At 47.6% G+C, this 22,839-nt stretch carries 17 protein-coding genes; all 17 read right to left on the bottom strand.

Features of this window, described 5'->3' with window-relative positions; translation table 11 throughout:
- Nucleotides 1-26: 26 nt before the first annotated feature.
- Nucleotides 27-3,518 carry a DNA polymerase III subunit alpha gene (locus tag KVG29_RS05730; protein ID WP_252227285.1) on the bottom strand — a complete coding sequence of 1,164 codons (3,492 nt, stop codon included), beginning with the start codon at nt 3,516-3,518 and terminating at the stop codon, nt 27-29.
- 13 nt (nt 3,519-3,531) lie between these two features.
- Nucleotides 3,532-4,830, bottom strand: a complete 1,299-nt coding sequence (locus tag KVG29_RS05725; RefSeq protein ID WP_252227284.1) for a DRTGG domain-containing protein — start codon at nt 4,828-4,830, stop codon at nt 3,532-3,534.
- A 106-nt stretch (nt 4,831-4,936) separates the two neighbouring features.
- A complete protein-coding gene (locus KVG29_RS05720) occupies nt 4,937-5,224 on the bottom strand; it encodes an HPr family phosphocarrier protein (protein ID WP_025746756.1) in 288 nt (95 codons plus the stop codon).
- Nucleotides 5,225-6,190: a DNA-binding protein WhiA gene (gene whiA / locus KVG29_RS05715; protein WP_252227283.1), complete on the bottom strand. Its 966-nt coding sequence runs from the start codon at nt 6,188-6,190 to the stop codon at nt 5,225-5,227. It lies immediately after the preceding gene.
- Nucleotides 6,191-6,215: 25 nt separating this feature from the next.
- Nucleotides 6,216-7,322 (bottom strand): gluconeogenesis factor YvcK family protein, encoded by a 1,107-nt coding sequence (locus KVG29_RS05710; protein WP_252227282.1) that lies wholly within the window; start codon nt 7,320-7,322, stop codon nt 6,216-6,218.
- A 6-nt stretch (nt 7,323-7,328) separates the two neighbouring features.
- Nucleotides 7,329-8,192, bottom strand: coding sequence for an RNase adapter RapZ (gene rapZ, locus KVG29_RS05705; protein WP_252227281.1), 864 nt, complete (start codon nt 8,190-8,192; stop codon nt 7,329-7,331).
- A 71-nt stretch (nt 8,193-8,263) separates the two neighbouring features.
- Nucleotides 8,264-9,013 carry a PHP domain-containing protein gene (locus KVG29_RS05700; protein WP_252227280.1) on the bottom strand — a complete coding sequence of 250 codons (750 nt, stop codon included), beginning with the start codon at nt 9,011-9,013 and terminating at the stop codon, nt 8,264-8,266.
- Between the two features lie 12 nt (nt 9,014-9,025).
- Nucleotides 9,026-9,940 (bottom strand): UDP-N-acetylmuramate dehydrogenase, encoded by a 915-nt coding sequence (murB, locus tag KVG29_RS05695; protein WP_252227279.1) that lies wholly within the window; start codon nt 9,938-9,940, stop codon nt 9,026-9,028.
- Between the two features lie 84 nt (nt 9,941-10,024).
- A complete protein-coding gene (locus KVG29_RS05690) occupies nt 10,025-11,275 on the bottom strand; it encodes an ABC transporter substrate-binding protein (protein ID WP_252227278.1) in 1,251 nt (416 codons plus the stop codon).
- Nucleotides 11,276-11,481: 206 nt separating this feature from the next.
- Complete coding sequence (gene hprK / locus KVG29_RS05685) at nt 11,482-12,411, bottom strand: HPr(Ser) kinase/phosphatase (RefSeq protein ID WP_276576421.1); 930 nt, start codon at nt 12,409-12,411, stop codon at nt 11,482-11,484.
- On the bottom strand, nt 12,408-13,208 hold the full coding sequence (locus KVG29_RS05680; protein ID WP_252227277.1) for a Cof-type HAD-IIB family hydrolase: 801 nt from the start codon (nt 13,206-13,208) through the stop codon (nt 12,408-12,410). The genes hprK and KVG29_RS05680 overlap by 4 nt, the downstream gene beginning before the upstream one ends.
- A gap of 167 nt (nt 13,209-13,375) precedes the next feature.
- The gene (locus KVG29_RS05675; RefSeq protein ID WP_252227276.1) at nt 13,376-13,576 is read right to left on the bottom strand and encodes a PspC domain-containing protein; all 201 of its coding nucleotides are present in this window, start codon (nt 13,574-13,576) and stop codon (nt 13,376-13,378) included.
- A gap of 59 nt (nt 13,577-13,635) precedes the next feature.
- Nucleotides 13,636-15,516, bottom strand: coding sequence for an excinuclease ABC subunit UvrC (uvrC, locus tag KVG29_RS05670; protein WP_420840529.1), 1,881 nt, complete (start codon nt 15,514-15,516; stop codon nt 13,636-13,638).
- A 226-nt stretch (nt 15,517-15,742) separates the two neighbouring features.
- The gene (locus KVG29_RS05665; protein WP_420840532.1) at nt 15,743-16,246 is read right to left on the bottom strand and encodes an ECF transporter S component; all 504 of its coding nucleotides are present in this window, start codon (nt 16,244-16,246) and stop codon (nt 15,743-15,745) included.
- A 225-nt stretch (nt 16,247-16,471) separates the two neighbouring features.
- The gene (locus KVG29_RS05660; RefSeq protein WP_252227274.1) at nt 16,472-17,932 is read right to left on the bottom strand and encodes a peptidoglycan D,D-transpeptidase FtsI family protein; all 1,461 of its coding nucleotides are present in this window, start codon (nt 17,930-17,932) and stop codon (nt 16,472-16,474) included.
- Nucleotides 17,913-19,304 carry an FtsW/RodA/SpoVE family cell cycle protein gene (locus KVG29_RS05655; protein ID WP_252227273.1) on the bottom strand — a complete coding sequence of 464 codons (1,392 nt, stop codon included), beginning with the start codon at nt 19,302-19,304 and terminating at the stop codon, nt 17,913-17,915. Before KVG29_RS05655 ends, KVG29_RS05660 begins: the two co-directional genes overlap by 20 nt.
- 196 nt (nt 19,305-19,500) lie before the next feature.
- Nucleotides 19,501-22,512, bottom strand: a complete 3,012-nt coding sequence (locus KVG29_RS05650) for a glycosyl hydrolase family 2 protein (protein ID WP_252227272.1) — start codon at nt 22,510-22,512, stop codon at nt 19,501-19,503.
- Between the last annotated feature and the right edge of the window lie 327 nt (nt 22,513-22,839).

Genomic DNA, 22,839 nt, shown 5'->3' with positions numbered 1-22,839 from the left:
CTCCTTAAGCTTGATAGTTTTAAACATTATCCTATTAATTTTACGCAGTTTTGTCCCAAAACATCCGATAAAACTTTTAACAGTTCAGGGTGCCCTTCGACCCACAGGTCCCTGTTTGCCAGAAATTTTTTCCCCGTCGCCTCTATAAACAGATATACGGGAATATTTCCGCGGTATCGGCGTAAAATGGGGCATATCTGCCGGTTTATGTCTATTTTGCTTCCTTTTTCAATCTTCAAATACAGCCTTTTATTTTTTGAAGTGCTGACAAGGGGCTGTACTTCATTCAATATAATTTTGGGCTCTTCATCTTCTCTGATGCTGAGCCTGCCATTTATTATCACCGCGCTGTCCTCCTCAAGCAACGGCCGGTATTTTTCATATGCGCTCGGGAAAACTATGACCTCCACGCTGCCGTATAAATCCTCCAGCGTGATAAACGCCATTATCTCATCGTTGCGAGTGGTTTTCAACTTTTTGTTCACAATAATTCCGCCTATTGTAAACGGCGAACCATCGGCAAGTTCGCTGTTTATCATAATGGACTCGTGTTCGGATTCGCCTTCTGGTATCTTTAGCCCTCGAAATTCCAGGGTGGTATTCATGTTATCCAGTATATCCTTAAACTCGCTTAAGGGATGTCCGCTTATATATATGCCCGTCACCTCTTTTTCCATATTGAGGCGGACCTTTAAAGGGAATTCCTCTATCTGCGGTAATGGGTCATGGTTCAACTTTTCAATTTCTGACTCATAACTGGTTTCGAACAGTGAAAGCTGTCCTTCGACATTTTTCCTTCGCTCCTGGTTTATGCTGTCCAGTATCTTCTCATAAACCGCCATCAACTGCGAGCGGTAAACCTTCAGAGAGTCAAACGCCCCGCATTTTATAAGGCTCTCTACCATCTTCTTGTTAATTGCACTGCCGTCTACCTTTCTGCAGAAGTCGATAAAGCTCTTGAACTTGCCTTTCTTTTTCCTTGCCTCTATAATGGCATCGATGGCCGCCAGGCCCACATTTTTTACAGCCGCTAGGCCAAACCTTATCTTGTTGCCCACCACCGTAAATTTGGCATGGCTTTCGTTTACATCGGGTGGCAGCACCTCAATGCCCTTTTTCCTACAGTATTGAATATATGCGGCCACCTTGTCGGTATTGTTCATCACGCTGGTCATCAGTGCAGCCATGTATTCAACCGGATAATGGTATTTAAGCCACGCCGTCCTGTAAGCAACCAGCGCATAGGCAGCCGCATGCGACTTGTTGAAGGCATATTTTGCAAACTCGGCCATGGTATCAAAAATGCGGTTAGCCTTGTCTTCAGGGATACCTCTTCTAACAGCCCCAGGTATTATCACATTGCCATTTTCATCCTCAAGGCCGTATATAAAGTTGCGCCTCTCCTCTTCCATGATCTCGGCTTTCTTTTTGGCCATAGCCCGCCTGACCAGGTCGGAACGCCCCAGCGAATACCCAGCCAGGTCCCTTACGATCTGCATAACCTGCTCCTGATATACTATGCAACCATAGGTGACGCCCAGCACAGGAGCCAGCGATTCGTGTATATACTCTATGTCCTCTGGATGGTTTTTGTTATGGATATATTGTGGTATCTGGTCCATGGGGCCAGGACGATAAAGTGATATGCCTGCGACTATATCTTCAAAAGTGCTGGGCTTTAGCTCTTTAAGAAACTGCCTCATCCCGGCACTTTCCAGCTGGAACACGCCGTCGGTATCCCCTTCCGACAGCATATCATAGACCCCCTTGTCATCCATGGGGATGTTCTCGATGTCCACTTCTTTCCCCGTATTGGCCTTGATAAGCTCTAGAGTATCCCTTATAACTGTCAAGGTGCGCAGGCCAAGGAAGTCCATCTTTAAAAGCCCCAGCTGCTCCAGCGTACCCATGGCAAACTGCGTGGTTATACAATCGTCGTTCTTTTGTAAGGGAACGTATTTCGTCAAAGGCTCCTTGGATATCACCACGCCTGCTGCATGGGTTGAAGCATGCCGCGGCAGGCCTTCAAGCTTTCTCGAAGTGTCAATGAGCTTTTTAACGCGCGAGTCCTGTTCGTAAAGCTTCCTCAGTTCGGGATTTGTTTCTAAAGCCCGCTGGATTGTCATGCCAAGCTCAAAAGGCACCATCTTTGCGATCCTATCCACTTCCGCATAGGAAAAGTTGAGCGCCCTTCCTACATCCCTTATTGCAGCCCGCGCTGCCATGGTACCAAAGGTGATGATTTGCGCCACCTTATCCTTGCCGTATTTCTCGGTTACGTAGTCTATTACCTCCTGGCGCCTTTCAAAGCAGAAATCCACGTCTATGTCGGGCATGGTAACCCTTTCGGGATTTAAAAAACGCTCAAACAGCAGGTTGTAACGCAGGGGATCGATCTGCGTGATGTCCAGAACATAGGCCACAATACTGCCGGCCGCGCTCCCACGGCCGGGGCCCACCATAATTCCCCTCTCCCGTGCAAATCTTATGAAATCCCATACTATCAAAAAATAATCCACATAGCCCATCTGCTCGATCACGCTGAGCTCGTATTCCAGGCGTTCTTTTGCTTCCTGAGTTACCGGAGAATACTTTCTTTTCAGCCCTTCATAGCACAGATGCCTCAGGTACTCGGCCGCCGTATACCCTTCTGGCACATCGTACTTTGGCAGATGTATCGTGTTAAAATCAAAGTCTACCTTACACCGCTGTGCTATGGCAACCGTGTTGGCAATGCCCTCCGGACAATCCTTAAACAGATTCATCATCTCGTCGGGGGATTTAAGATAAAATTGATCAGTCTCAAATCTCATGCGATTAGGTTCATCGACGGTGCTGCCCGTCTGTATGCACAGCAGTATATCGTGAACTTCAGCGTCTTCCCTGTCGACATAATGGACATCGTTGGTAACTACTACAGGAATCCCTGTCTCCCTGCTTAAGGCCAGAAGGCCTTCATTTACAATGCGCTGCTGCTCTATCCCGTGATTTTGCAGCTCTAAATAGAAATTTCCTTTCCCGAAAATCCCCTCAAGGCGCAGAGCCAGCTCTTTTGCCTGATTATACTGGCCACCGAGCAATAACCTTGGGATATCCCCGGCCATACAGCTGCTGAGGCCAATCAGTCCCTCGCTGTATTGCGCCAGCACATCATAATCGATTCGCGGCTTGTAATAAAACCCCTCCAAAAATCCCATTGAAACCAGTTTGACCAGGTTTTGATAGCCTTTTTGATTCTCGGCCAGCAATACCAGATGGGCATAGTTGCTATCTGTATGGGCTTCCTTGTAATACATGGAACGGGGCGCTATATAGACCTCACACCCTATTACCGGATGTATGCCGCGCTCTTTTGCCTCCCTGTAAAAATCTACCACACCGTACATAGCACCGTGGTCGGTTATGGCGATGCTGGACATCCCCAGCTCTTTGCACCTGTCAAGCAAATGAGGTATTCGCGCCGCTCCATCCAGCAGGCTGTATTCGGTATGGACGTGCAAGTGCACAAAATCGCCCATCTTGCCAGCCTCCTCATCTCTTCATGCTCTTGGCAGACAACAACGCCTTGCCCACCAGTTCCTTATTATGACAGCAGGTGACCTCAACTTTATTGAAATGCCTGCTTTCCTCAATCACCCTGGCCGTGACCTCCAGCTCATCATCTAGCTGTACCGGCTTTACAAAGTATACAGTAAAGCTATCCAGTATTATATCCAGCTGCTTGTACTTTCTCAAGGCAACGCTGCCAACAGTGGCCATCAGCATGGTCATGGCGCTCCAGCTGGCAGTGCCTATCTGGCTCAACAGCATCGGAGACACCGAACCGTAAAACACCATCCCGTCCTCTATCTTTTTATTTTGAAACCCTTTCAGCACCATATCCTCCAGCGTTTCGCTCACCTGTGGCTGACTGCTCATGTACTGAAGCGCCTTTATCACGTCCTGGTTGGTCACTATACCCACCAGCTTTTTGTTCTCTACCACCGGCAGCAGCTCTATGCCTTCCCAGATCATTATGTGTGCAGCATAGGCTATCGTGGTCTTGGGCCCTACCGTAATTGGGTTTGGAGTCATGAGCTCTTGTATGGACTTCCCCTCAGCATCGGCTATGTCTTTGGAAGTGACAATCCCTACTACATGGTGGTTTTGGTCAACTACCGGGAATCTGCTGTGGCCAGTGGTGTAAAACAGCATTCTCCACTTTTCAATGGTATCGTTTATACTGAGGTAATGAGGATTGGGCACCATGATGTCCTCAACCAGCAAAATATCCTTCTTTATCATCCGCTCGGATATGGCCTTATTGATCATTGTAGCAATGGTAAAGGTATCATATGTCGACGTTATGACCGGAAGTTCCTTGGCATCAGCCAGATCACGTATTTCCTGACTGCACGAAAAACCACCGGTGATGAGAACGGCACAATCATTCTCCAGTGCAAGGCGATGCGCTTCTTCCCTGTTCCCGACGATCAGCAGGCTTCCGGATGAAAGGTACTTTTTCATGGCATCGATGGTCATAGCCCCTATGACAAAGCGCGACAACGTCTTGTCCAGCCCTTTCCGACCGCCAAGCACCATGCCATCCACTATGGACACAACCTCTGCATACGTCAGCCTCTCGATGTCCTTTTTTTCCACCTTTTCTATACGAACTGTACCTACCCGTGGAAGGGTCTTTACGTATTCCAGGCTCTCGGCTTCCTTTATGGCGCGGTATGCGGTACCTTCACTAACCCCCAGCTGCTGGGCGATCCTGCGAACCGAAATGCGTGTCCCAACTTCCAGCTGTTTAATATACTCTATTATAAGGTTGTGCTTGGTGCTCATGCCCTCACCCTTCTACAAGTTTACATGGCTCGACACTATTGTAACACTTTCTCGCACTATATACAATATGCTCCCATTTTCGCCAAAAGTGCACTATACAATAAAATCACGATGAGGCATTGTTGTGCGGTACCTCTGAAAAGTTGGAGGCAATCAAACGCTGTATGGCTGACATGGCCTTGCTTTCATCCTCGCCCTCTATGATGATGGTGACCTCATCCCCCTGCCGTACGCCCAGCGACATAACCCCCATGATGCTCTTGGCGTTTACCTTTTTAAGCCCTTTGGCAATCCATATGCGGGACACAAACCTGCTTGCAACCTGCACAAACAAAGCCGCCGGGCGCGCTTGCAGTCCAGCCTGGTGTTCTATAGTGAACTTAGCCTCCAGCACCTACATCTCCCCCTTTTTCTTTCCTCTCAGTGCATCGGCAATTTCGTCCAGTTTTCGCAAACGATGATTGACCCCCGACTTCCCAATGGGAGGAACCAGCATGCTGCCCAACTCCTTCAGACTAGCATCCCTATACTTAAGCCGTAGCTCCGCAATTTCACGAAGCTGCGGTGAAAGCCTGTGCAGACCAATACTCTGACGTATATATTCTATGTTCTCTATCTGCCTGATAGCGGCGTTCACCGTCTTGCTTAAGTTTGCCGTTTCACAGTTTACAATCCGGTTGATGTTGTTGCGCATATCCTTACATGCCCTTATATTCTCCAACTCAAGCAGCGCCTGGTGAGCACCTATAATATTGAGAAAATGAGCTATATTTTCTCCCTCCTTGAAGTACAGCACATGGTTGCCCTTTCTTTCAACGATTTTGGCATGCAAATCGAAGCATGCTACCAAGCTGCTCAAGGCCTGTGCATACTGCAAATCATGAGTCACTATTTCCAAATGGTAGTTTTTTTCTGGATCGCTTATATAGCCGCCACCGAGAAAAGTTGCACGCAGATAAGCCCGCCTGCAGCATTCATTTTCGACAAGAGCTGAGTGGATTCCTGCATAGATATTGGTGTTACCCATCTCGTCCTTGTAAAGCACATGGGCATCCTCTAAAAGCGCTCTGGCTTCCGAAGGGCTTAAAACCGCTACTATATAAATGTTGTTCTTCTTCAATCTCTGATTCTTTCGTATGAGTATTTCGGGCTGCACTTTATACCTGCTTTTAATCAATTTAAATATACGGCGAGCCACCGGGGCGCTCTCTGTGCTAAAATACAAGCCTACCTCATTATTCCCCAGAAATAACATTGTGCCGTTTATGTGAATAAAGGCAGCCACCTCGGCCATTATGCAGCAGCTCTGGCCCAGCGGAATGCTGCATAGCTCGCTCTTTACAGTTGATGAAAAGGACATGGAAGCTCACTCCGTATTAAACTTTTCACCTTTTTACAGCTTCTTCGGCAATCTTGATGATCTCATAAGCCAACTTTTGGGGATGGTGCCTAATAAGGCCGCTTGAAAAGTCAGACAGATCTGCCTGCACATATTTAATCCCCATATCTCTTAATTTATGTAAATCGGAACAATCAACCGGTGCCGCGCCTTCCAGCCTGTATTTTTCTAAAAGCTCATCCGGAAAATTGGAACGATTTACTAAAACAACGTCGATTATGTTGGCTCCGCTGTGCTTTATAATCGCGTTGACGTGATCCACAACCGAATAGCCCGTGGTCTCCCCGGGCTGTGTCATCACGTTACACACGTATATCTTTAAAGCCGGGCTTCGACGCAGCGCCTCGGCTACTTCCTTTACTATGATGTTTGGAATGATGCTGGTATATAGGCTACCCGGTCCCAGTACCACCACATCGGCATCTTCGATGGCCTCTATCACATCGGGCAGTGCCCTGCAGTCGGGATTGTCCATGGAGACCTCCTTTATAGGGCTGTTCTTCTTCATCTGCTCCTCGGGAATCTTGGATTCGCCGTGGATAATAGTGCCATCCTCCAGCTTGGCCACCAGGTGAACGTTTTCAAGTGACACCGGCAGCACGCGACCGGTAACCGCCAGTACGCTGCTCACCTCTTTTATGGCATTTACAAAGCCATCGGCGATATCCACCATGGCGGCTATAAGCAGGTTGCCCAGATTTTGACCCTTAAGTGAACCTTCTTTGAAACGATACTGAAGCAGCCGCTCCATAATGGGCTCCACATCGGCAAGCGCCAAAATGCAGTTCCTAATATCACCTGGCGGCAATATCCCCAAATCCTGCCGGAGCATCCCTGAGCTGCCGCCATCATCGGCCACCGTTACAACGGCCGTTATATTCGAAGTATACAGCTTGAGCCCCCTAAGCAGGGTTGAAAGTCCGGTACCCCCGCCTATGGCCACCACCTTTGGCCCTTTGGATAGTCCGTTTTTATTGCGAAACGGCTGTTGAAACTTTTTATTTCTTGATCGTGCGGGCTTCAAACGCTTGAGCACGCGCGAAAGACCAGCGCCCAACGCTATTCCTACAGCCACACCTGTCACAAATCCCATACCTCATCACTCTTCCTTATTCTGGATATCACGGTGCGCAATATCGACGCGGTGTCCTTTGCCTCTGAGCATTTCATAGATAGCATCGGCTATAGCTACCGAGCGGTGCTTCCCACCTGTGCACCCTACGCCTATCACCAGCTGGGACTTGCCTTCCTTAATATAATAAGGGATCAAAAAATCCAGCATGTCTTCCATCTTATTTAAAAATATCTGTGTCTCTGGGAAAGAAAAAATATACTTTCTGACATCCGGATCCTTCCCCGTCTGGTTTTTGAGCTCATCTATATAAAAGGGGTTTGGAAGAAACCTCACGTCAAACACCAGGTCAGCATCCACCAAAATGCCGTTCTTGTATCCAAATGAGACAACCGAAATGACCATGCTCTGGGAGGCTTGACTGTCACCAAACAGATTGAGAAGGGTTTCTTTTAGCTGTTTGGGTTGCATATAGCTGGTATCTATGACGTAAGTAGCCTTCTCTTTAACGCTCTTTAGCCTCTCGCGCTCCATGTTTATCCCTTGGATTATTCTTCCCTCTCTTACCAGGGGATGCATGCGCCTGCTTTCCTTATAGCGCTTTATCAGAACATCATCGGTAGCATCAAGGAATAGAATTTCATAGTCGTATCCCAATTCCTTCAGGTTGTACAGGCACTCAAACAGGTCGTCAAAGAACCCTCCTCCGCGAATATCCACCACAATTGCGATCTTGTCGATTTTGCCCGACGACTGATAACACAGCTCGGCAAATTTGGGAATAAGCTTTGGCGGCAAATTGTCAACGCAAAAGAAGCCCATATCCTCCATATACCGAATAGCAAGGGTTTTGCCCGCTCCCGACAGGCCGGTGACTATCACGAAGCGCATGCCCTACTACCTACCTTCCTTTGTATGCGTTATACTGTCTGTATCAAAACTTCTATTACATTATAACACATTTAATACAAAAAATCTTGTGAATTTAAAATCCTGTCAGGAGGAACCCCGGCCCTTTGGGCAATCATAAGACCCCTCGCCATATTTCCTACATTCTCAGGGGTATGCGCATCGCTATTTATGACAAAGAGGGCACCCTCTTCCATTGCAATCCTGACATACTCCTCCGTCATAAATCCATGGCTGCTGTTTATTTCCAGGAAAACTTTGTGTTTAACGGCGTGTTTTGCAAGAAGGCGTGTGTCTATGTCTATCTTGGCTCCCGGATGAGTGATGGTGTGAATGGGATAGCGCTCCATTGCCCGTATCATGGCCATGGTGTTGTCATATCGCAGCTTCTCAGCATCACAGAGGGGTACTGCCGAGCGCAGAGCATTTTTTAAAAACAGCCTCCATCCATCCTTAAGCGAGAATGGCATAACCGCTTTATGAAACCCCATCAAAATGATGTCAAAAACGCCTATATACTCCTGTGGTATGTCTATATCCCCTTCCATGCTGATCAGATTGGCCTCTACGCCAAACAGTATCTCTATGTCGTCGTATTTTTTTCTCAAGCTATCGATCTCTCTCCTCATCCTGTCTATATCCTCAAGGCGCATGCCCATTCCGATGTGGTTAAACCCGTGATCGGTTATGGCAATCCTCTTAAGCCCCCGCCTTCGTGCTGCCATGACGTTCTGTTCAATTGTGCCTTTCCCGTGGCTATAGCGCGTATGTGTATGATAATCGGCTATCAAGCGATATTCCATAATATTACCCCTTCATCCTTCGCCTACTACCTTGATTTCAGGCTTCAGCTCTACCCCGTATTTCTCCTTAACCCTTTGCTGGATAAGCTCAATCAGCGCCAACACATCCTTTGCAGTGGCATTGCCCAGGTTGACTATAAACCCTGCGTGCTTTTCGGACACCTGAGCGTCGCCTATCCTAAAACCTTTGAGCCCGGCATCCTCTATGAGCTTGCCTGCAAAATAGCCCGGTGGACGCATGAAGACGCTGCCCGCGCTGGGCAAGGAAAGAGGCTGTTTTTCCTGCCTTTTGCGCGTCAAATCGGCTATAACCTCCTTTATCTCTTCATACTTTCCATGGCTTAAAGCCATGTTTGCCTCCAGCACTATAAGCCCTTTTTTTTGAACATAGCTGGTACGGTAGCCAAATTCAAGTTCAGCGTTGCTGAGGCAAAACTCGTTCCCCTGGGCATCCATAACCTTGACCCAGTCCACCACGTCTTTCATCTCTCCGCCATAAGCTCCTGCATTCATGACAATAGCTCCACCCAGCGTTCCGGGTATACCGCTTGCAAACTCCAGCCCCTTGAGTTCGGCCTGAAGCGCTTTTTTGGAAAGGGCAGAAAGAAGCGCTCCTGATTGGGCCCTTATACAGCAACCTTCAACCCATACGCCGTTGAAGGTGTTTGCGATCTTAATAACCACACCCCTTATGCCCTTGTCCCTCACCAGCAGATTGGAACCGTTGCCCATCACCATAAAAGGCACATTCCATTTTTGGCATGCCTTCAGAGTATGGCGGATGTGTTCGATTTCGGAGGGAAGAACCATCAAGTCGGCAAGCCCACCTATTCGAAATGATGTATGGTTCTTCATGGGCTCATCTTTAAGAAGCTGTTTCTCAGGAATAACGCTCGATAATTCTCTATATACTTCATGGATATTCATGGCACAACTCCTGTTTATCCAAATTTAGGTTACATTTGATACAACAACATTAAGTTTAAATCATTTTCATTTTATTGACAAGCGTTAATGGTCTATGGCTTGAGTATTAAGTTCCTGTTTTAACCTGTCGTATTCGTTTTCCAAAAGCCGTACAGCTTGTTCATCACCTGGCCCGTACACGTAATTTTTAAGGGAGGTCTCCAGCTGGTGCATTTGCGGGTCATCGGCGTATATATCGCCTACAGTATTGATTACAGGGAACATGCCTATGCTTTTGAGCTCCTGCTGTGCCTTATCCTCAAGCAATCCTTTTAAAAAAGATACGCACAGTTCAAGCTTTACGTGGTTATCGGTCCTGAGTATCCCAAAAGCTGCTATTTGGTCTAAAAACATGCCTTTTTTGTCGGCTGGTAAACCTTTTACGGCTATCTCAAATCCCTTGCCCGATTGCTGCAAAGCTCGCATCTGATATATGGCCCTGGTATTCGCAAGCATTACGCCAACCCTGCCCTGACCCGCAAAAAGGCCCCAGGCCTGGTTGTAAGAAAAGTCCATCATGCCCGGCGGGAAAGCGCCAGCCCTATGCCACTGTATCAAATAGCCGTAAGCCCGTTCATCTACTATTTTCCCCTGGTTACCATGAATAATACTCAGCAAAGGGCGGCTATAGGGCGCAGAGTACGTGCAAAAGCCGTAATATCGCTTTTCAGCCCTGCCTTCCTTCTCTGTAAAAGTCATTGCCCTCACCGCTGAATCCAAAAATGTATAGTCCAGCTGGCCTTCAGGGATGATGACCTCCTTTTCGTGTGCCAGCTGAGCGTTGAACACAAGGGCATAGACCCCCATCATATACGGCACCCCTATCATCTTGCCGTCCCTCACAACATGCTTATAGGCAACGGGATTTAGCTTTCTTAAATCTTCTTGGCTGAAGAAATCGTCCAGGTCCACCAAAAGATCATGGGGTATTATATCCTCGTATATCGGCAAAGCAATGATATCGGGCAGAACATTATCCCCTGCATTTCCCTGGAAATACATCTTCATCCTGTCGGGGGTAATGTTCCTGACATCAATGAAGACGCCGGGATTCTGCTTTTCGAACTGTTCAACCTGAAGGTTTAGCCATCTGGTATTGCTCCCCGTTCCACAGTCTATGAAGTTCACATTCCACAGCGTTATCAAGCCTGTCCATTCAGGCTTTTTTCTAAAAAGGGGTTCCAGTGGATCAGGGAAGCTCATTAAACTTTTTGACAGCGCCGGCCACCCCAGAAGGAGAATAACCAATAATGCCGCATATAAAAAAAGAGTAAATGGTTTTACCTTTAAACTCATATTGCCCCTCCCGTCAAGTTCTTTCCGCCCTGCAAGGAACGAGGCTTCTTTCAGAACTCCTGTAAAACCCTTTACTCCATATTTATATTTGTATAGCCTACACAGTATTCCTTTGCTTTAATACGTCGAGCTCTTTAAAACGCGGACAGACCGGCGCCATATCAAAGCACACAAAATCCTCAGGAACCCCGAGAATACGGCAAAAGTTAGCCTTCCCTGTTCATCTGTATCAAAGCGTTAAGCCTGTTATCCAGCTCGCGAGCAGCATGATAACCCATGTTTTTGAGCCGGAAATTGCGTGCAGCAACCTCAACTATGATGGCCAGGTTCCTCCCCGGCCGAACCGGAAGCACGATTTTGGGCAGCTTAACGCCCAAAATCTCGATGTATTCCTCATCCAGCCCCAGCCGATCATACTCCTTGTTGTCATCCCACAGTTCCATCTGTATCACCAAATCCAGAGGCTTGTTGTTTATAACCGCACCCACTCCATACATGGCTTTAATGTCTATTATGCCTATCCCTCTTATCTCCATAAAATGCCTTATGAGCTCGGGAGCCTCTCCGATCAGGCGATTGTCGGCCACCTTCTTTATTTCAACCGCGTCATCGGCTACCAGACGATGGCCTCTCTTGATGAGCTCCAACGCCGTCTCGCTTTTACCTATACCGCTCTCGCCCATCAAGAAAACTCCAACGCCATACACGTCCACCAATACCCCGTGGCGAGTTATCCTGGGCGCCAGCGCAGAGGACAGATAGCTGGTAAGCTTGCTGACCAGATTGGTGGTAACCAGCTGTGAACGAAACACCGGGCGATCGTATTTCTTTGCGGCTTCTACCAGATAATCAGGCACTTCCATGCCGCGGGACACTATAAGGCATGGGATATCGTATTTAAAGAACTGGCACAACCGTTCAAAACGGGTCTGAGGATCCAGCCCGTTAAGATAGGTCATCTCGGTCTTCCCTACTACCTGGACCCTTTCGCTGGCGAAATAATCAAAGAACCCGGCAAACTGAAGCCCTGGCCTGTTGATATCGCTGGTGGTAATACCAATCTTTGGGTTATCGCTCATATATATAACTTCAAGGTCAAAAGCCTTAACGATGTCCTCTATTGGCACAGAGTTCAAAGGGTATTCCTCCCCCCTAAGACGAATTTCTCAAGCACATGGGCAACACCATTCTCGTTATTGGAATAAGTTACATAATCGGCGTGGGATTTTACTATCTCAGGTGCATTACCCATAGCCACGCCCAACCCGGCATAGGTAAGCATGGGTATATCGTTGAAGCTGTCACCTATTGCGATGACCTCACCAGGCTTGATGCCGTACATTTCTGCAAGATACCTCACCGCATTCCCTTTGGTAGCCTCTATGTTGGTAAACTCAAGGTAGTGAGCCTTTGAGATGGTTACCTGCAGCTTCCCAGCGAATTTTTCCTTATAGTGCTCCATCCATTTTAAAACGTTTTCAGGTTCGTCAATCATTACTAGTTTTGTGGGTTCTTTTACCAGGAAATCTTCCAGAGGGCCTACGGCTTTTCCTGGAATGCCGCTTACCTTAAAATACAAGTCTGAATACTTGTTATGCTGCTCAAAATAGTACTCGTCATCTATATAAACCTGCAGGTGTATATTGTTTTTCTTGCTCTCTCGAATGATCTCCCGGGAAAGGTCCAGCGGCACCGGATAATGCAAAAGCACGTTGCGGGACAATGCGTTTACTACCAATGCCCCTTGATAGGTGATAACAGGAACATCTATTCCCAGCTGTTGCACATAGGGAAGTGCCGATTTGAACATCCGGCCTGTGGCTATGGTCACAATAACCCCTTCCTCGATTGTGCGGCGTACCGCCTGAAGATTCTCCTGGCTAATTGTGAGGTTATCGTCCAGCAGCGAGTCGTCCAGGTCGATTGCAATCATCCGATATTTCAAAGACTGTCACCCCGTTAATATTCTATAATCTGATTTTGCTGCCGCCTCAACTTGCAGAGTATTCACTGAAATCATCAATACTTTGCTCACATTTTTGCTTACTGCCCTCTCTTTTATGAGCACCAAAATAGAATTTTTTGCATCAAATCACCGAATCACAGCGTTCGCTGGCGCGGTGGAATAATCGCCCATGCAATCAGATAAGCGATAACTCCTCCAATAAAAGCGGTGAGAAAAATCGACGCAAGCACCCACACCAACCTGACGAGAGTAGAATCAATGCCGAAATACTCAGCAATCCCGCCACATACGCCGGCGATCTTTTTATCGGTCTCCGAAAGATAAAGCTTTTTCAATGCAAACACCCCCTCGCTAATAAGTATATAATGCCAGTCAAATCGATGTCCAGTCTTTTTTAAGACTCTTCACTTCCGCGTAAATACTCGATGACGCTCTGCGCTGCCTGCCTGTTCATGCCCTCCACGCTTGCCAGCTCTTCCAGCGTCGCATTTTTTATGGCCTCCAGCGTACCAAAGCGCTTAAGCAATGCCGCTCTGCGTTTGGGCCCAATGCCGGGAATATCCTCCAAAACGGAATGCAGCCTGTTCTTCTCCCTCAGGCTACGGTGATAGCTTATAGCAAACCGGTGGGCCTCATCCCGCACCCGCTGCAAGAGATGGAGGGCATCCGAGTTCTTGGGAATGTTGACTGGATCGCTTTTCCCCTCTACATATACCTCTTCCAGCCTCTTTGCCAGGCTGATCACAGGTATATCTTCCAGTCCCAGCTTCCGCAGGGCTTCAACAGCAGCATTTAACTGCCCTTTCCCTCCGTCAATGAGCACTAGATCAGGCATTCTCGAAAATTTTCCATCCTCTGGAGATTTCCCCTGCTGTCTTAGCTCTTCAATCTCTTCTATGCCGCGCCTGAAGCGCCTTTCTATCACCTCGGCCATGCTGGCAAAGTCGTTGGGTCCCTCAACCATCTTTATCCTAAACCTGCGGTAGTCGCTGTTTTTAGGTTTTCCTCCTTCGAATACAACCATGGATGCCACCGTTTCAGTTCCTTGGATGTTGGATATGTCAAACGCCTCTATGCGGTAGGGTGGCCTCCCCAGCCCAAGATACTCAGCCAATTGGTTAACAGCCCCCGCAGTTCTGGCCTCTTCCCTTTTCAGCTTATCCTCCAGGTTGCGCAAAGCATCCTGGGCATTGTTCAGCGCCATGTCCACCAGATCTTTTTTATCACCCTTCTTGGGAGTGTGGATATAGACCCGGTTGCCCCTTTTCTCAGATAGCCACTTCATTATGACTTCGGCATCCTCTATATCTTCCTGCACCAAAATGACCTTGGGGATATACAAAGACATAATATAAAACTGTTTGATGAACGACGATATCACCTCTTTAAGTTCGGTATCCCGCGTATCGTCCAGTACAAACTGTTCGGTGCCGATCAGCTTGCCATTGCGCACGAAAAACATCTGGGCCACAGTATTGGTATCCCCCTGGGCAAAAGCGATTACGTCCATATCCTCTACCGAAGAGGTGTACACCACCTTTTGATTTTCACTTATGCGTTCAATCGCGGCAATCCTGTCCCTGTACCGCGCCGCCTTTTCAAACTCCAGGTTGTTGGCTGCCTCTGCCATCTTGGTCCTCAAATCCTGCAGCAAATCGTCGTGCTTGCCGTCAAGAAATTTACATATCTCCTTGATCATTGCCTGATACTCTTCTTTGCTGACATTGCCCTGACAGGGGCCCTGGCACTGGTTTATGTGAAAGTACAGGCAGGGGCGCCCTTCCCTTACGCCTTCCCTCACCTCTTTGTTGCACGACCTTACAGGAAATATCCTGCGCAGCAGCTCGATGGTCTCCCTTACCGCTTTTGCGCTTGTATAGGGACCAAAGTACTTGTTTTTGTCCTTCTTTACCCTGCGGGTCATTATTACTCTGGGATATTCCTCTTCGGTGGTAATCATTATATAAGGATAGGTTTTATCATCCTTGAGCAGAACGTTATACTTTGGCCTGTGCTTCTTTATCAAGTTGCATTCTAGTATGAGGGCTTCCAGCTCCGAATCGGTCAATATATATTCAAAATCCCGTATTTGGCTCACCATAACCCTGATTTTGGGCGAATGGTTACGGGAAGACTGAAAATACTGTTTCACCCTGTTTTTGAGCGATACGGCCTTACCCACGTAAATGATGTCGCCGGCCTCATCCTTCATCAAATATACTCCCGGATGGTCAGGGAGTTTCTTCAGTTTCTCCACCAGATGCTCCATACCCATACACTGCCTTCCTGGTTTTGAATCTCCTAACTATTTTAGCACATTTCATATTACAATTCACCTTTAGCTTAAAGCTCTAAACGCTTTTTAAGTTTGCACTATAAAAAAAGAAGCCACACCTTGCATGGCTCCTTTCCCTATGCCAAACCTGTATAGGCCTATCAAAGCAGAGACATATGCTTCCAAAAATTGCACCGCTTATCGCTCTATATAATAATCTGCAGGTTTATCTCCGATGATGGGGCATCTTTACAAGCGACAGCCGCGTAAGCGCACTGTACACCACCAGGGTTATGGCCGAATCCACCAGGTGGTGAAGCACAGTCCCTATTCCCACCACAACAAACGCCTGATTCAAGCTGAATCCAAAGGGCAACACCACCAGCGCCTCCAGCAATCCATGAAGAGGTGCTGTCATTAAAAGCACCATATAAAATGGCATACCCTTTCTGTAGGCATACGCACCAATTCCGCCGAATATGGCATGCATCAGGGCTCTAGCGCCGATTACAGGTGATGTCCTGAGCATAAAGCCCAGCCCCGATACCACGCCCGTAAATACCGCCACCGCCGGATTTATGGTAATGGACAACAATATTGGAACATGGGAAGCAATAGTAGCCGAAAAAGGCGGAATGTGCACCATAAGGGGCGTATTGGCAAACAGCAGGGGAATTAAAATTGCAACGGCAGCCAGCAGCCCTCCCACAACCATATCTCTGGTTTTCATCATCGTTTCTTTCCCTCCCCCTTCTTTCAATATGCTGTCATTTGGCCAGCAATTCCAATGCATACAACTGGCAGTTCAAATATACTTCGCCAATTTGTTAACATATTATACTCTGCAAACACTTGTCTTGTCAATAGTAAAGTCTGTTGTCTTGTCATATACTACTATGCCGAAAATCAACTTCCAATCACTTATCAAGAAGTCCCACCAGGGAGGGAAAGAAAATCAATACCCCAATTCAACCGCCTTTTCAAGGACCTTCCTGGCCAGAGGCGCTGCCTGTGTCCCCCCTGTTTCACCTTGGCCTACATCTTCCAGCAAAACGGCAATGGCCAGCGTCGGGTTATCAACGGGAGCAAATCCGACAAACCAGGCAAGGTTCTTGTTTGGTTGGTCTTTTGAGCCTTCTTCAGCAGTACCCGTCTTTCCCGCAATTGTTATTCTGTTTGATTGTGCTTGCTTGCCTGTACCCTCCAGGACCACCTTAACCATCATGTTTTTCAGCACTTCAGCATTTTCTTTATCCAAAACTTTCCTGTATACATCGGGTTTTAGCTGTTTCTGGATATTACCATTGCGCCCCACTACGCTGTACAGGAGTTTCGGCTCCATCATGACCCCGTCATTGGCTATGGTGGCTGCTATCATTGCCATGTGAAGAGGTGTTACCAGAACCCTACCCTGGCCTACGGCCGTCCAGGCCATCTCCTGCTTGCTGGTTTTGTAGCTAATGGAAAGGCTGCTCGGCTTTACCTTTATATCGGAAAACAAAAAGTCGTCGTTGAATCCAAACTTTTTGCCTGTTTTCAATAAATCCTTCCATCCAATCTCAATTCCAAGGCTTGCAAATGTCGTATTGCACGAAACCGCCAGTGCCTGAGCTAAATCCAACTGACCATGTGCTTCTCCCTTATAACACTGTATCCTTTCGCCATCAAACTCAACGGCTCCAGTGCAGTTGAATTTCCTTTGGCGTATATCTTCTATGTTTTCCAGAGCAGAAGCTGCTGTAATCAGTTTAAATATAGAGCCAGGCGGATACAGCCCCTGTGTGGCTCGATTCACCAGGCTATCATCGTCAACCTTTTCCATATCATTGGGATTGAAGGTGGGATAGCTTACCATGGTAAGTATTTCGCCGGTTTTGGGATTTAACAATACCACGCCCCCTCTCTTGCCCTGCTTCCTCATAAGCTCGCTGACATAATCCTGAAGCCTGAAGTCCAATGTCAGGACCACGTCGTTTCCCCGTTCCTGGGGTAAAAAGGCTTTCTGGTATATCTTCTCTATGAGACTGTTGTTGTATCCCATAAGATAATAGATATAGAATGCCTCCACACCCATTCGCCCATATTTGCTGTGATTGAACCCGACAACGTGGGCTACGCTGGCAGCCTCATTGTGATAAGCCCTGAAGTAGTATTTTTCGTCTTTACCGGTTGTGGGATTTTTTACGAGTTCGTCTTTGGTTTCCGCAAGCACTACGCCGTTCCTGTCCATGATGCTACCTGGTATAATCCGGGGATTTGTTTCGTCCATCTTTACACGGGTATTATATGAATCTGCAAACCACCTGCTTCCGTAGAACAACACGGCATAACAAAAGTAAGCAATCAATGACAGATAAAGCGCAGTAAGGACCAGGAGCACGCCGATGGTGTTTCTTTTAATCTTCCTCTTGCTCATCGCAGCCTTCATCCTCCTCGTAGTGCTGTTGTGCATCCTTGTCCTGCTTTCTCTGGCTGTTTTTAATGGCTATCCCCTGTACTATACCCAGCAGCCCGAAGCTCACCAACATGGAACTGCCCCCATAGCTCACAAAAGGCATGGTAACCCCCGTCAAAGGAATCAACTTGACAACCCCGCCTATTATGGTAAAGCTCTGAATGGCAAGGGATATGGTGGCTCCCATGGTCAGCAGCGTGTCTCCCGGTTTTCGGGCCTTCAGTGCAATGGCTACTCCTCTTACCATTATCAACAGATAAAGCCCTATTATCGATACACCGGTTAGTATCCCCATCTCTTCGCAAATTGCGGCAAATATAAAATCGGTCTTGGAAGCCGGGATTACATGCGGCGAACCCAAGCCCAGGCCCAGGCCTACCCAGCCGCCGCTGGCAATAGCTATGAGGGACTGAGCGATTTGATACCCTTTGTTCTCCACATCTGCCCAGGGATTGCGCCATGCTGCTATACGGGTACGCACATGCCCAAATAGATGATAGCTTATAAAGGCGCCCAGAGAAGCCAGGAAAGAAGCGCCAGCGGCTATTAACCAGTCAGAGGTGGCTATATAATAAAGAAATACGAAAAGGCAAAAATAAAGAAATGCTGCTCCAAGGTCCTTTTGCAGCACCACAAGCAGTATTACGAACGCCGTAAACAGCAATACCGGTAAGCGCCTTAACCTGTTCTTGTTTGTTTTCAGATCTGCGCTCAAAACGAACACCAGGATAATCTTTACAAACTCTGAGGGCTGCACGTTGTACTTCCAAATTTGTATCCAGTTTTTTGCCCCGCCTATCTCCTTCCCTATGGCCAGGGTCAGTATCAAAACTCCGAGGCCAATAATCATCAAAGGATAGTTCAGCTTATCCCAGTGCTTGAAAAATTTTACATATAGGATAGTGAGCAATAAAAAGATGCTGCCCAGCCCAAACCATTCCACCTGGCGAAATGCAAGAGCGGGCTGCAGCCTCTGAAGCATGATGAAACCAACTATACACAGTGTATCAACCATCAGCAGCAAATATCTGTCTATCCCACCAAACAGGTAACACAATAACAAATATTGAAACAAAAAAGTAGAGCACACCAGTATGCCCATCAATAAAGTCAAAACATCCAATTCGCCATTTAGCGACAAAAGGACAAAAGCCGTCAAGGCAAACAGCACCAGCACAAACGGGATGTTGCCGGTTGATTCCTCTGCTGTTGCCTTGACGTTGCTCAAATACCGCACCGTGGAAACCAAGCTGCGCACAAATATATATAAAATGAGCAGCACAAACCAGTATCTCATGGTAAGGGCAAGTATCTCGTACTGTTTAGCAGGCATCTCCCCACTGCCTTTCCGTTCGATATAGCTTCTTCTTCATATTTTAATCTTCTTTAATGGAAAAGTAAAGCTTACAAAGATAGGGGGCCTGCTTACCTTAAAACTCCAAATAGGTCAGCTACACATTATAGTAGCCAAACACAAATCACAGTAGGGACTTTTTCAATACCAATGCACAGGTCAACCAATGTACAGGTCACCCCAACATTATAGCAGCCGACCCCACACCAAATGGAAGCACCGTATACCTTTCTGTAAAGTTAGCAAAATCCACAAAGGTGTGCGGTCCCACAAACAAAGCATCCTCAATTCCTGCAACACGATTGGGGCCCATGAGGTTAAAAAGCGTAGTAGCTGCCACCAGCTTTATCTCATTCTGCCCCGCTTTTATAAACTCCGTCACATCAAATACATATGGGTGCCAGTATTTTATCCCACAATATCTCCCATTGACATAGAGCTCAATGCAGGCAGCCTTCACATCGTTTATCTTCAAGTATATCCTCTTTCCTTCTTCAATGACATCGGCTTTGAGGTCCACACACGACTTGAACTCGGCTTTACCGGCATAGAACGGATATCCGGAAACAGTAAGGTTGCCACAGTTTGACACGCTGATGCATCCGTCTATCGCAAACTTCACCTTATCATCATCCACCACCGCAAAGTCTCCCACGATGTACACCGCTTCTACCTCGGTGGGTGCATGGCTTTCAAAATCTTCAACCTGCAAATGCGTCCCCGGCCCGGTTATGTTGTTGGACTTCTTGCCTTCAAGTACCAGCTTGTTTTTGCCCTTCATCAGTGTCCCGGTCAGCGGCACCTTGGTGAAGTTCACATCCTTCCAGCTCTTTTGCGGATCAAAGGCTCCCATCTCTCCCCTGCGTTTGAGCGGCTTTACCTCTACCCCGTTGCAGGTGATCCTATCCAGGTTCTCGGCCACCTCTATGGCTGCAAATACTTCACCCTCTGGAAGGTTCAGTACCTCAAAGGTGTATTCGGCTCTGAACGGCGTCCTCTCAGGCGCTTTGTAAAACCACTGATGCAGCACCTTGGTAACAGGTTCATCCTGCGCCACCAATTTGCCATCCAGATACAGGGTAACGTCGTTAATGGGCATTACGTTTTGTTCAAGAACCGATACCTCCCAATCACGTACAAACTGCAATGCAAGGGGTTGCTCAACCAGCTGCACTCCGCTGTCCAGATAGGCGGGTGCTGGTTTAGCTGGAATTTCGGCATTGGGCAGCAGAATGAGAAGGCTGCCGGCAGAATAGAACCTGACCTTGAATTCCATTCGGCCATCGCGCCAAACCGCCGGCAAGCGGAATGCCTTCCCTGACATCAAATCCAAAATGAGAGGCGTACCCTGACCAGGCACAGAAACTTTGGCCCAAACCTCTCGCTTCTCATCGGTGTTGGCCAAAAACAACAGCCTGCCCTGGTTCAAGCTGCGTTGATGGCATAAGATCTTATGAGCATTAAAGCCGGTGGCCTCGTCTATGATTCTAATTCTGTCCTTGTAATATCCATCGAGTATGGAAATTACATCGCTTATGGTCTTCACCCTGTGTATCCCCTCTGGCCAATCGATGGCAGCTACCCTTCCATCGATCCTTTCAGGCATCGGATACATGAATATCAGCCTGTCTGGGCCGGCTGCCTGTGCGAACTCCTTCAAAAGCCTGAGGGTGGACGAGCGCAATGTGAGGGCCGGCGGAACGACCACCGTAGAATATGAATGCTGCCCTATTACGAGCTTGCCATCTACCACCTTAGCATATTTCTCCATTATCATCTCATCACCATAATGGAAATCCAGCTTATTGGCCATGAGCGCTTTGGAGAGGTTTGTAAATGGCTCATCGTATATCCCGTTCTCTATCGCATAGTTGTTATACCTGTGCAATGGCGAATATTCGCTCCATACGCTGGCGATGGGATGCAAAACCAGTATATCAACATCCCTCTTGCCCTGGGACACGGCATAACACAGGCGGCCTATATAATCGCCGAACTGCCTCTCATTTTCCCACCATGGCTGCTGATAGTAGAAGTTGGGAGGATAGTCCCTCTTCCTTTCACCCCGCATCGAATAAAGCGACAGATGGTGGTTTACAAAGCTTATGCCCAGCGCAGCCTGCCAGTCAGCTATCCACTTCCTGTGGTAAAAGCTGGATTGCTGGCCTATGCAGCCAAACACCTCGCAAAAGGCCCTTTCCTTGCCCAGCTGATCCACAACCGATGTGACCTGTTTTACCGTGACCAGCTGGTCAACATGCCTTCCCAGCTTGTCGATCCCCGGCCAGTGCATAAACTCGTAATGCGGCATAGCAGCGCCAATCCACTGAAGCTGGGAAAGCAGCGTATCCTCAGCCATAAAGTGGCCGGTCATCTTCAGGTTGTTATTTTCGCACCACGTATAGTACTGCTTGGTAAAGCTTTCGAGGAATAAGCGGGTGGCGACATCAAAGAAGTCAAAACGAACCTTGCGGTAGTCATCCACATCAAAGAACAGCTCATGCAGGTGCTCCTCAATATCGTAGCCTTTTAAGTTTTTGAAGAACGGCGGAAGGCATTCTGACCAGGGCAATGCTGGAACGTTGTAGTGTCCTGCCATAAGGTAGCATGGTTCATCTGTGAATATACCTGGGATTTCTTTTCCAAAGTATTCCCCGCAAGCTTCCTTGTATCGTTCATGTGTGCAGTCAATGAAGGCTTTAACCGCTTCAGGGTTCATCAAGTCCACATAGCACGTACCGTTGAACCAAGCGTTCCCCAGCGTTGACACCCTCTTGCATATGTAATAGGTATCGCCTTCATGGACGTATTCTGCAAGCACCGTATCATTCTCGGTCAACTCCTCCTTTTTGAGCAGCACCAGTGCGCGACTCCTGTACTCTTCACTGGCGGTAGGCACTTCGCCGCCTGCAAAGCCCGAAGGCCACTTGTCTTCGTCGTACAGCCATGCAAAGGTTTGGGTGGCCCGTGCATGCTGCGCACACGTGCGAACCATTTCCATCCACTGCTGTGAGAGGTATCCAGTCACAAGGCCCACGCGGGAGTGCATGAAATACCCTCCCCAGCCTTTTTGAGCCATCTCGCTTATCTGCCTTTTCAGCTCTTCTTTGTCCAGCTTATCGTTCCAGCTCCAAAAAGGCGCAGGGCGATAAATAGGTCCGGGACTTTTAAAATCCTCTAGATTCACATAAATCCCTCCAAATGTCAATTTTGTTAGGGGTTTAGTTTAATCTGCTTGAAAACATGGGAACCCGTCATGCTTTCTGCCTCGTCTGGTAAAATTCGGAGTTGACGCTTATTACTACGATTGTCTTCAAGAAGGGAAAAGATACGTCACGCCTTAATTATAGCTTAACTTGGAAGAGGATTCAACGATTTCAATGCTAATCAGCGCTGAGGAGTAAAAATTTTTCGGACTAATTGTAGGGTAAAATACGCCAATCTCTTTCAAAAAAGTGCTAAATATGGTATAATAATACTATAAAAAGTCAGCAAAATAGCACTTTTGGGAGGG

The sequence above is a fragment of the Caldicoprobacter algeriensis genome (assembly GCF_023838525.1).
GTDB lineage: Bacteria > Bacillota > Clostridia > Caldicoprobacterales > Caldicoprobacteraceae > Caldicoprobacter > Caldicoprobacter algeriensis.
Note: the sequence above shows the minus strand (reverse complement) of the source record. Positions and strands in the feature narration are given on the sequence as shown.